This window comes from Streptomyces sp. NPDC006259 (genome assembly GCF_042870975.1).
Taxonomy (GTDB): Bacteria; Actinomycetota; Actinomycetes; order Streptomycetales; family Streptomycetaceae; genus Streptomyces.
The window spans coordinates 265,462-280,327 of the sequence record NZ_JBIAHY010000004.1 but is presented as its reverse complement, the minus strand read 5'-3'; the positions used below and the strand labels follow the sequence as shown (position 1 = coordinate 280,327).

Here is a 14,866-nt window from a genome sequence, read left to right as displayed (position 1 = left end):
TGCTCTCCTCGTTGAGAACGGGTGCTGTCTAGCGGAAGCGGAACGCCTTCATCAGGCGCAGGCTGCGGCTCATGAACTCCGCGTACTTCTCGTCGTCCATCCCCAGCGCCGGCGCCATCGGCAGCAGCCGCTGCTGGGCCACCGTCTGGGCCTCCGTGTACTTGAGGATGCCCTCGGAGCCGTGGCGGCGGCCCAGGCCCGATTCCTTCATGCCGCCCATGGGCGACTGGACGCTGCCGTAGGCGGGGGCGTAACCCTCGTTGACGTTGACGGTGCCGGTGCGCAGGCGGGCGGCGACCGCGCGGCCGCGCCGGCCGTCCTTCGTCCAGACCGAGGAGTTCAGTCCGTACGGCGTGGCGTTGGCCCGTTCCACCGCCTCGTCCTCGGTGGCGAAACGGTAGATCGAGACGACCGGGCCGAAGGTCTCCTCGCCGCAGACGGACATCGGCTCCGTGACGCCGTCGAGGATCGTCGGCTCGAAGAAGTACGGGCCTATGTCCGGACGGGCGACGCCGCCGGCGACGATCTCGGCGCCCTTGGCGACGGCCTCCTCCACGTGCCGGGTCACGGTCTCCAGCTGGCGTTCGCCGACGAGTGAGCCCATGTCGGCGCCGTAGGCGAGGGAGGTGCCGAGACGCATGGCCTTCGTGCGGGCGGCGAAGCGCTCCAGGAAGGCGTCGGCGATCGACTCGTGGACGTACAGCCGCTCGATGGAGATGCAGAGCTGGCCGGCGGAGGAGAAGCAGGCGCGGACGGCTCCGGCGGCGGCCTTCTCGATGTCGGCGTCCTCAAGGACCAGCATGGCGTTCTTGCCGCCGAGTTCGAGGGAGACGCCGACCAGGCGGGCGGCGGCACCCTGCGCGACCTCCCGGCCGGTGCGGGTGGAGCCGGTGAAGGAGACGTAGTCGGCGTGCCGGACGATCTCGGGGCCGACGACCGGTCCCTCGCCGATGACGACCTGGAAGACCTCGGCGGGCAGCCCGGCCTCGATGAGCAGGTCGCGGGCCCACAGTGCGGTGAGACAGGTCTCTGTGTCGGGCTTCATGACGACCGCGTTGCCCGCGACGAAGGCGGGCAGCGCGTCGCCGACCGAGAGTTCCAGCGGGTAGTTCCAGGGGGCGATCTGGCCGACGACACCGCGCGCGTGGCGCAGTTCGGTGACCTTCGTCAGCGTCGGCATGGCGCCCGCGTGCCGCTTCGGCCGCAGATAGGACGGGGCCTTGCGGCCGTAGTGACGGGCGGCGACCGCCACCGCCTGCACCTCCTCGTGGGCGTGCAGGCGCGCCTTGCCGGTCTCCAGCTGGATCAGGTCGAGGACCTCGCCCTGCCGCTGGAGCAACAGGTCGTGGAAGCCCAGCAGGACGGCGGCCCGTTCGCGTACCGGCACCTGGGCCCACACCGTCTGCGCGGCCCGGGCCGCGGCGAACGCCCGCTCTACGTCCTCGGGCGTGGACTCGGGCAGGTCGGCCAGCTTCTCGCCGGTGAACGGCGTGTGGTTCGCCGTACGCCCCGAACCGACGACACCCTTGGTGAGATGGGCGACGAGCTGGGGGGTCACCACGTCGGCGGCGGTACGGACGCCGGTGGGGGTGGGGGCGAGGGGGTTGGTACCGATGGGGGTACCGGTCTTCTCCGGGGCCTGCGAGTCCGTCATGAGCCGCAGGGTATGACGTGCGGAAGGCTTTTGGTACCCGTCGGTAATAGGGATTCACCGACCGCGCACACGACGCCAGTGGTCACTGGCAACAAACGCGCTGATCAGCGTGGCGCGCGAAGAGGTTCCCCGTTCTGCGGGACGTCGACACGGAGCCGGTCGCGGGCCTCCTTGAAGACCGCCGTTCCCTGTTTCTCGTCCGGCGTGCCCTTCGGCATGTCCACCCGCAGCTCGTACATCCGGCTGTCCTCGGCGAGCACGAACAGCTCCATCACGCGGGTCGGCGAGGCGGCCGGCCCGTAGGTCGTGTCGGCGAGCACGGCCTCGTGGCCCTGGAAGGTGGTGCGGGTGGTCTGCGTACGCGCGTCCCCGTCGTACCCGTCCCACGTCTGGTGCGCCTCGGCCGCCCGCCCGAGCGGCGACCCCGGCGCCCTGTCCCACTGCGTGAGGCGTACGTCGACGGAGCCGGCCGAGTAGACCACGAGCCGCGGCTGCTCGTCGGCGCCACCCTGCCGGGCGGACTCGCGGTACTCGGCGGGGAGCGAGAGGACGGCGCCCATCCGGGACTCGCGGTGGGCTGTCCACGCCACGGGGGGACTCGTCGTCGCGGACGTGGTCGAGGGCAGGGTCGAGGGAGTCGAGGAGATGGGGCTGGAGCCGCCGCGGGTGGAGGGCCGTTCGGTGGCCGCCCCGCTGTCGGCGTCCAGAAGCAGGGGAGCGGCCGTGCCGACCCCGGCGAGGAGGAGGACGGTCAGGAGGGTGAGAACGGCGGGGCGGCGGAGGAGGGGGGTGCGGTCGGGCGCCGGGTGGGAGGCGGGCGCTGGGCCGGGAACCGGGTCGGGCGCCGGGCCGGAGGCGGGGTCGGGCGCCGGGCCGGAGGCGGGCGCGGACGTCGTGCGGGAGGCGGGGTCGGGCTCCGGGCCGGGAACGGGGTGGGGCGCCGGGCGGGACACCGGGTGGAACGTCGTACCGGGCGACGGGTCGGGCGCCGGCTTCCGGGGCCCTTCCGCTGAACGCTCGGGCTCCGGGCGCGAGTGCGCGGGCTCGTCCTGCGAGGACTGCGGCATGGCCTGCGGTGGCGTCGGCTTGGCCTGCGGTGGTGTCGGCCTTCCCTGCGGTGGCGTGGGATACCCCGGCGGTTCCGTGGACCGCGGCCCCGCCTCCGCCCCCGCCTCCACCTCCGCCCCGACGCGTACCGTTCCGACGTCCTCTCCGAACTCGCGCAGCCGCCCGGCGTCCTGCGGCTCCGCGGGTTCGGTGGCGGTGGACGGTGCCGGCCAGCCGCCCCGGGTCACCGCCTCCAGCGCCGTGGCGGCCTCCGCCGGGTCCGGCCGTCGTTCGGGGTCGCGGGCGAGGAGGCCGATGAGGAGAGGGGCGAGCGGACCGGCCTGTTCCGGCTCGGGCAGGTCCGCGGCGAGGATCGCGGCGAGCGTGGACTCCACCGTCGTACGGCGGAAGGGGGACCAGCCCTCGACGGCGGCGTACAGCAGCACGCCGAGGGACCACAGGTCCGAGGCGGGGCCGGCGCCACGGCCGGACATCCGCTCGGGGGCGACGAACTCCAGCGAGCCGACGAACTCGCCGCCGGCGGTGAGGGATTCCTCGCCCTGGATCTGCGCGATGCCGAAGTCCGTGAGGACGACACGGTCGTGCGGACCGAGCAGCACATTGGCGGGTTTCACATCGCGGTGGACGATGCCGACGGCGTGCGCGGCGCGCAGCGCGCCCAGCACGGCGAGGCCGATACGGGCGGCCTCGGCCGGGTCCAGCGGGCCGCGTCGCAGCACCTCGTGCAGGGACTCGCCACGCACCAGCTCCATGACGATCCACGGCAGTCCGTCCCGGAGCCCCTCGCCCTCCTCGACGACGACGTCGTGGATGGAGACCGCCGAGGGATGCTCGACGCGGGCGGCGGCGCGGGCCTCCCGGTAGAGCCGGTGGGCTGCCCGGCGGTGGGACTCGTCCTCCGGATCGCCCGGCAACCGGGGTTCCTTGACGGCCACCTCGCGCTGCATGAGCAGGTCGCGGGCCCGCCACACGGTGCCCATGCCGCCGGATCCGATGCGCGCGAGCAGCTGGTAACGCCCGCCGACGGTACGGCCGTTGGCGCCTCCGGGGGGCCCGTCGTTGCTCATGTCACATGACTACCACGAGGGGTCCGTCAGAGCGTGTCCACCTCCAGGTGGGCGATCGCCGTCCGCGCCACCTCACGGCCCCGCTCCGTGAAGTCGCCCTCGCCGGGGTAGGCGATGGTGAGCTTGTACATGTCGCCCGCCGTGGACTTGTAGTACAGGGTGCGCATCTCGCGGGGGCGGGGGTTCTGGGTGTCGTCGGTGGTGAAGCGAACCGTGTTCTCGGCGGCCGGTCTGCCCTGGTACTCGGCGTTCGGGTCCGTCGCGGTCTCCGGCCCCTTCGGCATGTCGAGGGCGTAGCTGCCGTTGGACTTGAAGTCGTCGTTGTCCTCGTACATCTCGGCGGCCGCGGAATCCCTGATCGCGCCGCCGGTGTCCTCCGCCTTGCGTTCGACGGCCAGGACGATCGACACGGCCCCGCTCGGGTCGGTGAAGCTGACCCAGTGATCGTCGTCGGAGGCCCGGTCCGGCTTGCCGGGCACGTAGTCCTTCGGTACCGCCAGCGTCGCGGTGACCTCCTTCTGGGCGCTCGTCCTCCAGCCGTCGGGCAGCGCGCCGGAGGAGGGGTCGGCGACGACCAACCAGGCCGCGAGCGCCGCGGCGACGACCGTGGCGCCGAGCCCGGTCCAGAACAGCCTGGTGCCGACCCGCAGGCCCCAGCCGGCGCGTCCCGCGCTGACCTTGACGGACCAGCCGCCGACCGGGCCGTCCGCGCCCCTGGCACCGGCTCCGGCTCCGGCTCCGGCTCCGGCTCCGGCTCCGGCTCCGGCTCCGGCTCCGGTGAGGGGCATGGACGTGGGCGCGGTGGCCATCTGGGTGGGCGCCGGGGCGGGCGGGTTCGCGGCACGCTCCAGCAGAGCGCGGACCCGCGCGGCCTGCGGGCGGCGGGCCGGGTCCTTCTCCAGCAGGCCGTTGACGGCCTCGGCGAGCGGGCCCCGCGCGACGGCGGGCGGCGCGGGCGTGGCGTTGAGGACGGACTGGAGGGTCGCCGGGGTGTTGCTGCGGCGGAACGGCGACACCCCCTCCGTCGCCGCGTACAGCACCACGCCCAGCGACCACAGGTCGGACGCCGGGCCGGGGCGCTGCCCCAGCACCCGCTCGGGCGCGATGAACTCGGGCGAGCCGACGAAGCCGCCGGTGTCGGTCAGGTTGGTCTCGCCCTCGATCTGGGCGATGCCGAAGTCGGTGAGGACGACCCGGTCGTGCCGCCCGAGCAGCACGTTGTCGGGCTTCACGTCCCGGTGCAGGATCCCCGCCGCGTGGGCGGCCTCCAGCGCGCCGAGCACCTCCAGGCCGATCCGGGCGGCCTCGCGCACACCGAGCGTGCCCTCCTCCAGGGCGGCGCCGAGGGAGCGCCCGTGAACCAGCTCCATCACGATCCACGGCTGCCCGTCGACGACCGCGACGTCATGGACGTTCACGACGGACGGGTGGTCCAGGCGGGCGGCGGCCCGCGCCTCGCGCCGCATGCGCTCGAACGCCTTGGCCCGTTCCCGTTCGGGAAGGTGGTCCGGTACGCGCGGCTCCTTGACGGCGACCTCACGGTCCACCGTCTCGTCCTGGGCCCGCCACACCGTGCCCATGCCGCCGTGTCCGAGCTTGGCGAGGAGTCGGTAGCGGCCCGCGATGAGCCGCCCGACACCGGGTTCCGGCGGGGCGGACGCGGCCTGGGCGGGCATCGCGTGGGGATCGTCGGGAGGAGGGGTGGCCGGTGTGGTCCGCGGAGCCTGCGGCGACCGCGGGGATGGCTGGGCAGGCGACTGCCGGGGCGGTTGCAGAACAAAACTCGTCGTGTCGTCGGCCCCGTGGCCCGGTCCCCCGTTGTGGCTCATGCCTCCATCCATATCGCGCCAGGCGGGCCGGTATCCACCGGCGTTGCCCACCGGTCACAGACCCGTGACTCGGGGGCACCCCTCGTCGGCCCTTATCCGCCCTTCTGTGGCATTCCGCGCCCTTCTCTGGCTTTCTCCGGTCTTCATCCGGTACGGGGGTGAGGACCGTCCCGGTGGGCGCGCGTCGCGCTACTGCGGTACGAGCGTGTCGACCGCCACGTCGAAGTACTCCCGTGCCTCACGCGCCTTCCCGACCGGTCCCGACACCCACACGTCGTACAGCCGCCCCGCGTCCTCCCAGCACAGGTCGTAGGTGTGCCGGGCGCCCTCCGCCGCGTCGAAGCCGTTCCAGGTGAACTCCCAGAGGGCGGCCGGGCGTCCCGCGCGCGTGGTCTCGGTGACGCGGCCGTCGCGGTAACCGGGGTTGGTGTCCGGGCCTTCGCCCGCGGCGCGTTTCATCACCCCGAGCGGGCCGCCGGGTCGGGGTGCGGTGATCTTGATGCCGAGCCGGAAGGCCTGCCCCGGCGAGAGGTAGAAGACCCGCTCGCCCTGCGGCTCGCGGGTGAACCCCTTCGGCACGGCGAGCGTGAACCCGGCCGGGTCGTCGACGACGCGATAGCCCAGGGGGGCGATGGGCCGGCCCTGGGAGGGAACGGCCGTGGGGGTGGAGGAGGGAGTGGGCCGGCCACCGGGGGTAGTACCGCCGGACGTCGTACCGGACGGGACCGTCGCACCCGTCGCGGCCGTCGACCCGCTCGGTCCACCGGGTCCACCCGGCGCTGAACTCGACGGCGTGTCCCCCCCGTCGCCGTCCCGGTCGAGCAGGAGCGCCGCCGCGGACACGCCGGCGCCCGCCATCGCGGCGACCAGCAGCGCGGCCACCAGCACGCCCCGCGTGGACCGCTCCCGGAGCGGAGGATCCGAGGCGCGGCGGGCGGGGCCCTGACGCGGCACGTCGGCCCGCGTGGGCGTGTACCCGGTCCGGCCGGTCGGCGTACGCCCGGTGTCCAGAAAGGCACGCAGCATCCGCTCGGCCTGCTCCGCGTCCAGCCGCCGGTCCGGATCCCGCTCCAACAGCCCCTGGACGACCGGCAGGAGCGGCTCGGCCTGCGGCGGCGTACGGATGTCGGCGGAGACGACGGCGTGCAGGATGCCGCCGAGCGAGTCGCGGCGGAACGGCGACTCGCCGCTCAGCGCCGTGCACAGCAGCGCACCCAGCGACCACAGGTCGGACGCGGGACCGGTCCGCTCCCCGGACATGCGCTCCGGGGCGGTGTACTCGGGAGAGCCGACGAAGGAGCCGGTCTCGGTGAGGGTGGTGGCGCCCGCGACCTGCGCGATGCCGAAGTCGGTGAGGACGGCGCGGCCGGTGGCGGAGTCGACCAGGACGTTCGCCGGTTTGATGTCCCGGTGCAGGACCCCGGCCGCGTGAGCGGCGCGCAGGGCGCCGAGCAGGTCGGCGCCGATCCGGGCGGCCTCGCGCGGGTCGATCGGCCCGCGCTCGGCGATCCGGTCGGCGAGCGAGCCGCCCTCGATCAACTCCATGACGATGTACGGCCGTTCGTCCTCCTCGACGACGTCGTGCACCACGATGATGTGCGGATGGCTGAGCTGGGCCACCGCGCGGGCCTCGCGCAGGGTCCGGTCGCGTCGGGCGCGGGCCTCGTCGGCGGACAGCGAGTCGTCCTGGACCAGCTCCTTCACCGCGACACGCCGTCCCAGCAGGTGGTCCGTCGCCCGCCACACGATCCCCATGCCGCCGCGCCCGAGCCTCGCCTCCAGCCGGTAGCGGCCCGCGATGACCCGGACGGCGTCCCCCTCGGTCCCCATGCGCCCATCATGCCCCACCGGACGCCGGGCCTCCGGGGCGCCGATCGGCCAAGTCGCGGACGCGGCGCGGGGCCCTGCCGAGGCGGGCCCGCGGAGCCGGGGCCGGGGCTCAGGAGGTGCTCGGCGGCTCCCGCCAGCTCTGGAGCACCGAGGTGAACTGCCGGGCGGTGCGCGCCCAGTCCTTCGCGGGCGAGGACATGTAGATGACGTACTCGGTGCCGCTCCGGGAGATGTACGTCTCCTCGACCGCGCGCCGCGGACCGGGGAACTCCGTGTCCTTGGCGAGCGCCGTCCAGGTGTACTCCCACCGGGCACCCTCGCGGTCGCGGTAGGTGTTCCGCTCCAGGGTGACCTGTTGGTAGTCGACCAGCCGCTTCAGCTGTTCCGCGAGGTCGACCTGGTGGGCGTAGGGGTCGTCGAAGTCCGGGGAGGCGTCGATCGCGATGCGGACGAAGTGTTCGCCGCCGTCGGGCGAGTAGTCGATCTGCTTGAGGTCGCCGTCGTCCTGGTACACCGTCCGCTCCCAGCCCGTGGGCAGCGAGAGTCCGAAGCCGAGGGGGTCGTCCGTCTGCTCCCAGGACTCGGAGACGGTGCCCTTGTTCGTCTGCCTGCCGGTGGGGGACGGGCTGGTGCTCGGCGAACCGGAGCCCCGCGTCGTGTCGCCGCCGCCCCAGGTGCGCAGCCCCACCGCCGTACCGCTTCCGACCAGCGCCGCGACGACGACCACGAGCGCCAGGGTGCGCAGACGGCGGCGCCGGGGCGGTCGCGCCGGCGGCGGGGACTGGCCGGCTCCCGGACCCGTCGGGCCGATGGCGGTCGGGCCGCCGGTGACCGGGTGGACGTGCGTACCGGAGACGGCCGGGACGGGCGCCCCGGCGACCGGCGCCGCGTACCCGGTGGAGGGCGGGTACGGCGTGCCGCTGCCCTGGGGGAGGTGAGCCGTGCCGTGGCCGTCGGTGAAGCGGGGCGTCCCGCCGATCGACGCGCCGCCCTGCGTGCCATGGGCACCCTGGAGGCCGTGATCGCTCCGGATGCCCTGGGATCCGGTTCCCTGGGTGCCCTGCCCCGTGTACCGCGTCGGTGTGTACGCCTGCGCCTCGTCGGGGCGACGCCCCTCCGCGGCCTCGGCGAGCAGCCGTTCCGCGCCGGCCGTGTCGGGCCGGGCGGCCGGGTCCTTGCGCAACAGCGCGGCGATCACGGGGGCGAGCGGGCCGGCGGACCGCGGCTCGGCCGCCTCCTCCTCGACGACCGCCTGCATCGTGGACAACGGCGAGGTGCGGCGGAACGGCGAACGGCCCTCCACCGCCGTGTACAGCGTGGCGCCGAGCGCCCACAGGTCGGAGGACGGGCCCGGGTCATGGCCGCGGACGCGCTCGGGGGCGAGGAAGTCGACGGACCCGACGACCTCCCCGGTGCGGGTGATGGTGGTGTCGCCCTCGATCTGGGCGATACCGAAGTCGGTGAGCAGGACCCGGCCGTCGTCGGCCAGCAGCACGTTGCCGGGCTTGACGTCGCGGTGCAGCACGCCCGCGGTGTGCGCGGCGCGCAGGGCGCGCAGCACCCACAGGCCGATCCGGGCGGCCTCGGTCGGCTCGACGCGTCCGTCCTCCTTGACGGCGTCGGCCAGCGAGCGGCCCTCGACCAGCTCCATCACGATCCAGGGGCGCCCGTCGTGTTCGAGTACGTCGTGGACGGTGACGACGGCGGAGTGGTTGATCCGTGCGGCGGCGCGGGCCTCGGCCCGGGTGCGGGCCAGCAGGACCGAACGGTCGCTCTCGGAGACGTACAGCGCGGCCGTCAGCTCCTTGAGGGCGACGGCCCGGTGCAGCAGCTCGTCGTGCGCGCGCCATACGCGGCCCATGCCGCCGCTGCCGATGGCGTCGACGAGCCGGTAACGGCCCGCGACGAGCAGGCCCTGCATCTGATTCACGTTGCCCCGCAATGCTCTTGACAGGGCCAGCGTAAAGACCGGCCCGCGTCCGGGGAACCAGCGGGGGGCCAAGGAAACCGCACTGTGACGGTTGTCGCTTCTGCCGCCACGGGGCAACCATCCGCCTCGACCGGGCACCCGGACACGTTACCGACCGGTCGCTCAGCCCGTGTGGCGGTAGCTGGCCGACGCCTGCTCGAACAGCCGCGTCACCTCGTCCCGCTCGGCCTCGGGTCCGCGCAGTTGGACGACGTGGTACCGCCCGTCGAGGAGCAGCGCGACATTGCGCACGAACAACTCGCGCCCGTCGCCGGCGGTCCAGGTGAACTGGCCCTCGGCCGATGTCCGTCCGCCCACCTGGATGGTCCGCAGCCCGGAGGCGGTGGCCCAGCTGGAGTCGCGGTACGGCTGCAACTCGCCCTCCTTCTCCCGCTGGTACAGCATCGGGTCGCTGCCGTACTGAGCGGCGGAGTCCCGCCCCGGCACCACGATCAGCTCGAAGCCGGCGTGCGTGTAGACGACCTGGCCGCGCCCGTTCTTCGGGGTGCGGTCCCAGCCGTCGGCGACGGCGATCTGGAAGCCCTCGGCGTCCTTGCGCAGCGTGAAGCCGCCGGGCAGCCCACCGGACTGCGTCTCGGTGCCCCCGGAGGCCGACCCGGAGGGGCTGTTGCCCGATGCCGTGGCGCTTCCGTCGTCGGGCCGGGGCTGACTGCTCGCGTCGGGCGCCGGGTCGACCTGGCCCGCGGCACCGGTCCGCTCGGCACCGCCCGCGCTGCCGGCTCCCTCCTCGTCGGCCTTGGGCATGAACATCACGGCGTACACGACCGCCGCGGCCAGCAGGAGCAGCACCAGTACGACCAGGGTGCGGCCCAGACTGCGGGGCGAGCGTCCGGCGTCCGGCCGGCCCCGCTTGTGCCGCCCGTGCGGCGCGGGCAGGCCGGCACGCCGTCTGCGCACCAGCTCGCCCCTGCGGCGCACGATCGGCAGCCGGCGCGGGTCGGTGGGCGGTGCGGCGACGACGTGGGCGCCCGCCTCGGGTTCGGGCGCCGAACGCACCAGCGACCGCAGCCAGCCGCGCACTTCCTCGAAGTCCAGCCGGTCGGTGGGGTCCTGACGCAGCAGCGACTCCACGACCGGCCTCAGCGGCCCGCATTCCTCGGCGAACGCGGGCGGTTCGGCGCAGACCAGCTGCACCAGTTCGGCCGTCGACTCCTCCGGATAGGGGGCGTGCCCCTGCACGGCACGGAACAGCAGTGCGCCGAGCGCCCACAGGTCGGTCGCGGGCCCGATGGGCGCGGCCAGTTGCCAGTTCTCGTGCACGGGCCCGGCCTGCTCCGGCGCCCACCGCTCCGTGACGGGCCCGACGACGGCCATCCGCGCCTGCCGCGCCCGCTCGGCGGCCAGCGCGGTGGCCGGCCCGCGCCGCACTCCCACCACGGCGGCCGGCTCGTCCCACCGCGCCCCGGCCGGCGCCCCGCCGCCCTGCGTCGGCAGGCTGCCGGTGCCGAGCGCCCTCGGCACCGGTGCGCCGCTCACGCCGTAGGGATCGGCGATCTGGCCGGGAGGCGCACTCCCGACCCCACCAGTCCCCTGCTCCCGACCACTTCCGAGGGCGTACGGCGACGGCGCCACGCCCGCGGCCCCGGGCCCGGTGTCGCCCTCGACCGGCGTGCGGGCCCCCGGCAACGCCGTCCGCCCGCCCTGCTGCGCCTCGTGCACCCGCGCCGCGGCACGTGCGCCCGCGCGGTACGCGGCGATGGCGCCGGCTCGCGCGGCACGGATGTCCCCGCCCGCCTCCACGGGCGTACGGGCCACCGCCCCGGAGACCTCGTTCGCCGACTCGGCCCCCGCCGCGGGCAGCCCGCCGGCGGCCCGCGCCTCGATCGCCGCCCGCCGAGCGGCCTCGGGATCCACCTCACCGACGACACCGGTCCCGCCGGGCCCGACGGCACTCCGTCCCGGCCCCGGAACAACGGGTCCCCGGCGCTCGGCGCCTCCCCGGTCCCCGTGCGGCTGCGGCCCCTGTCCCCGTCGCTCCGGCAGCCGCTCCTCGTCCACCGGCACCGGGTCGTACCCGCACAGCGCCTCTTCCGCCGCGCCGACCGCCAGCCCGGTCAGCATGACCCGGCCGTCGTCGCAGACGAGGACCGTGCGCGCGGTGATGTTGCGGTGCACCCAGCCGTGCGCGTGCAGCACCCGGAGCGCCATGAGCACGTCGGAGGCGACCTCCGCCGCCCGGTACGGCGTCAGCGGCTTCTCGGCGAGCAGCGCCGCCAGCGGCCGGGCGGCCACCAGTTCGCTGACGACCCAGAGGGAACCGCCCTCGGCGAACACGTCGAAGACCTGGTCGAGCCGCGGATGGTCGGGGATGCTCGCGGCGGCCTGGGCGGCCTCCACCGCCCGCCGCACGACGGGATCGGCGGGTCGTCGAGTGCTCGCGCCCGCTCCGGGCCCCCTCGCCGGCCGGCGTGCTCCGCGCTCCCGCGCGGTGAACCCCTCGGGCAGTCCCTCCGCGTCGAGCACCTCGGCCTCGACGACCTCCGGCAACGGCACCTGCCGGACCAGGACTTCCTGCCCGCTGTAGGTGTCGAAGGCCCGGGTCTCGGTGAGTTCGTACTCGTCGGAGGGCGGCAGCGGTAGGCGGTAGCGGTCGGCGAGCACCCGTCCCGCATAGTCGTCCACGTTGCCTCCCCCGGCCGCCCGGTCGCTCGGATCCGTTCGTGTCGCGGACCGTTCCCTCCGGATCCGGCCGGACAGCTGGATGCGTACGGTCCGCGACCCTTCACGATACGTGCCGGAGACAACCCGCAAAGAGGGGATGCCGGATCTCACGCCCCCAACACGGTCCGGAGGGCCGCCGGGGACGGGTCAAGCAGGCGCAACAGCCGCCGGGGGCAGGCCGAACGACTATCGGGACCAGCCGAACGACCACCGATACCCGGCCCGACGCTCGCTCCCCCGAGACCCGGCCCCACGCCCGCCGAGAACGGGCCCAACCGCGGCCGAGGACCGGCCGGACGGCCGCGCGTGCGCCGCGTCGACCGCACAGGGCGGCGGCCACCCTCGCTTTCTCTTCGGCTACTCGCTCAACTACTTCTTCAGCTACTTCTTCGGCGTGAACGTCCCCGTGAGGGTCTTCCAGGTGTTCGTCCGCAGATCGCCGTCCCATGCGGCGGCCTTCGCCGTGTACATCAGGGCGTACCCGAGGTGGTCGCCGACCACGAACCCCCGGTCGATCGTGCGGTAGGTGGTCCCGCTCTCCGAGTGGGTGAACTCCCAGTCGGCCGTGGACCAGCCGCGGTAGTCCACCTTCTGTATGTGGATCTTCTTGTACTGGGAGCGCTTCATGTAGCGCTCCTGGTTCTCCCAGTCCGCGACCGGGTCGTCCTTGGGCGTCGTCGTCCAGGCGACCAACAGCCGCTGCCCGTCGGGTCCCGTGAAACGGTCCCCCGCGGGGCTCGTGACCTGGTACTTCCAACCGGCGGGCAGCCCGATCGAGTAGCCCTGCTTCCCCGCGTGCGTCGTCACGGCCGCGCCGGCTCCGGTGGCGCCCGAACCGGCGCCGCCGGCCGCGGCGGTGTCGGCGGGCGAGCTGCCGCCGGAGGACGGTCCTGTGGCGGACGGCGACGCCGAGCCGTCCGTCCGGGTCCCGCCGTCCTCGTCCTCCTTGGTGCCGGCGGTGGCGCTGTCGCTGGCTACGGCCTGCGAACCACCGCCGTCCTTGGAGCCGTTGGTGTCGTCGCCACCGCCGAGAGTGAGGGCCAGCACCGTGCCGAGCACGGCCAGCGCCACCACCACGGCGATGATGACCAACGTCCGCTTCGGCACCACGTCGGTCAGCGGTGCCCTGGGCACGGGCCGAGGCGGCAGGTCCGGCGGCGTCATCACCGGCCACCCGGAACCGCTCCTCGCCGGACGGCCGTTCGCGCCCCGAACCTCCTGGCCCGGTGCCGCGGAGCCGCCGACCGCACCGGTCGCGGTACGGGACACCGGCACGGACGCGGACGCCGAGGTGGTCGCCGCCTTGCGGCCGGCGGCCCCTTCGGCCTTGGTGGCGGCCACGGCCGCCGCGGAGGTGACGGCCCCGGTGGCCGCGCCGCCCCTGGTCTCCTCCTGCGTGCCCGCCTGCGTGTCCGGGGACCCCGAGGCGGCCGACGCGTTCGTCGACTTGGCGCGGGTGGCCGCGGCCGAAGTGGCCGCCCCGGCCGCGACGGCGGCCTTCCGTACGGAGCGCAGAGCCCCGCGCAGCTTCTCCGCCGCCTCGCCCCCGGACGACCCACCGGACGCGCCCGGGGACGAACTCGCCGACGAGCCGCCCCTGTTCCGGCGGCTGTCCGGCTGCATCGGCAACGGCACGATCTTCGTCGCGTCCACCGGCTCCGCCTCGCGGGGCTCCGGCGCGTGGATCACCGCGTTGAGCTTCGCCCGTGCCCCGGCGTCGTCGAGCCGGCGCTGCGGGTCCTTGGTGAGCAGGCCGTAGATGACGTCCCGCAGCGGACCCGCGTTCTTCGGCTCCTCCAGCGGCTCGGTCATCACCGCGGTGAGCGTCGCGATCGCGGAGCCCTTGTCGTACGGGGGAGTGCCCTCGACCGCCGCGTACAGCAGGCCGCCCAACGACCACAGGTCGGCGGCCGGTCCGGGCTTGTGGCCGCGGGCGCGCTCCGGGGAGATGTAGGAGGGCGCGCCGACGAGCATGCCGGTCGAGGTGATGGACGGATCGCCCTCGACCTGGGCGATGCCGAAGTCGGTGAGCACGACCCGGCCGTCCTCGGCGATCAGTACGTTCGACGGCTTCACGTCTCGGTGCAGGATGCCCTCGCGGTGGGCCGACCTCAGGACGTCGAGGATCGCCAGCCCGACCTCCGCCGCGCGCCTCGGCTCCAGCACGCCGTCCTCACGGATGGCCTCGGCGAGCGACTTGCCCTCGACGAGTTCCATCACGATCCACGGCCGGTCGTCCTCCTCGACCACGTCGAAGACCGTCACCGCGCTGTTGTTGCGGATCCGCGCGATGGCCTTGGCCTCGCGCAGCGTCCGCGTGATCAGCCGGCGCTTCTCGTCCTCGTCGATGTTCCCCGGGAACCGCAGCTCCTTGACGGCGACCGTGCGTCCGAGGGTCTCGTCCTCGGCGCGCCACACCGTCCCCATGCCGCCGCGGCCGAGTACGTCTCCCAGCCGGTACCGCCCGGCGAGGAGACGTGCGCTCTTGTCATGACGGGATGCTCCCGCCCGCTCCGCCTCCGACATGCGTCCCCTCATGCAACCCGCCCTGACAGAGCCTTCATTGTCCCTCACCCGACAAGTGCCCGACGCCCAGGGTGCCCCTCACCGGTACTCAGGACCGGCGCATTCCGGCCAGAAGGTGCAGTACAGTCCGGCCAACAAGCGGAACGAGCCCCGCCCGGCGGGTGAAAACCCCCTTCCGCGCACCCCCTGCGACCGTCTACCCGCCGCGAAGCCCGCCCACTCCGGCGCCGGGCTCCCCGCC

7 protein-coding genes are annotated in these 14,866 nt (G+C 74.4%); all 7 read right to left on the bottom strand.

The window, feature by feature from the left end:
• Positions 1-28: 28 nt before the first annotated feature.
• Positions 29-1,654, bottom strand: a complete 1,626-nt coding sequence (locus ACFYO5_RS17920) for a succinic semialdehyde dehydrogenase (protein ID WP_388709608.1) — start codon at positions 1,652-1,654, stop codon at positions 29-31.
• Positions 1,655-1,758: 104 nt separating this feature from the next.
• On the bottom strand, positions 1,759-3,789 hold the full coding sequence (locus tag ACFYO5_RS17915) for a protein kinase (RefSeq protein ID WP_388709606.1): 2,031 nt from the start codon (positions 3,787-3,789) through the stop codon (positions 1,759-1,761).
• A 26-nt stretch (positions 3,790-3,815) separates the two neighbouring features.
• Positions 3,816-5,618, bottom strand: coding sequence for a serine/threonine-protein kinase (locus ACFYO5_RS17910; protein WP_388709604.1), 1,803 nt, complete (start codon positions 5,616-5,618; stop codon positions 3,816-3,818).
• Between the two features lie 189 nt (positions 5,619-5,807).
• A complete protein-coding gene (locus ACFYO5_RS17905; protein WP_388709602.1) occupies positions 5,808-7,448 on the bottom strand; it encodes a serine/threonine-protein kinase in 1,641 nt (546 codons plus the stop codon).
• Positions 7,449-7,557: 109 nt separating this feature from the next.
• Positions 7,558-9,369, bottom strand: coding sequence for a serine/threonine-protein kinase (locus tag ACFYO5_RS17900; protein ID WP_388710390.1), 1,812 nt, complete (start codon positions 9,367-9,369; stop codon positions 7,558-7,560).
• A 171-nt stretch (positions 9,370-9,540) separates the two neighbouring features.
• The gene (locus ACFYO5_RS17895) at positions 9,541-12,060 is read right to left on the bottom strand and encodes a protein kinase (protein WP_388709600.1); all 2,520 of its coding nucleotides are present in this window, start codon (positions 12,058-12,060) and stop codon (positions 9,541-9,543) included.
• Between the two features lie 420 nt (positions 12,061-12,480).
• Positions 12,481-14,625 (bottom strand): serine/threonine-protein kinase, encoded by a 2,145-nt coding sequence (locus tag ACFYO5_RS17890; RefSeq protein ID WP_388710388.1) that lies wholly within the window; start codon positions 14,623-14,625, stop codon positions 12,481-12,483.
• Positions 14,626-14,866 lie beyond the last annotated feature (241 nt).

Coding starts and splice junctions, on each gene's coding strand:
- ACFYO5_RS17915 (WP_388709606.1), bottom strand. CDS start 3,789: ATGAGCAACGACGGGCCCCCCGGAGGCGCCAACGGCCGTACCGTCGGC.
- ACFYO5_RS17900 (WP_388710390.1), bottom strand. CDS start 9,369: ATGCAGGGCCTGCTCGTCGCGGGCCGTTACCGGCTCGTCGACGCCATC.
- ACFYO5_RS17905 (WP_388709602.1), bottom strand. CDS start 7,448: ATGGGGACCGAGGGGGACGCCGTCCGGGTCATCGCGGGCCGCTACCGG.
- ACFYO5_RS17910 (WP_388709604.1), bottom strand. CDS start 5,618: ATGAGCCACAACGGGGGACCGGGCCACGGGGCCGACGACACGACGAGT.
- ACFYO5_RS17890 (WP_388710388.1), bottom strand. CDS start 14,625: ATGTCGGAGGCGGAGCGGGCGGGAGCATCCCGTCATGACAAGAGCGCA.
- ACFYO5_RS17920 (WP_388709608.1), bottom strand. CDS start 1,654: ATGACGGACTCGCAGGCCCCGGAGAAGACCGGTACCCCCATCGGTACC.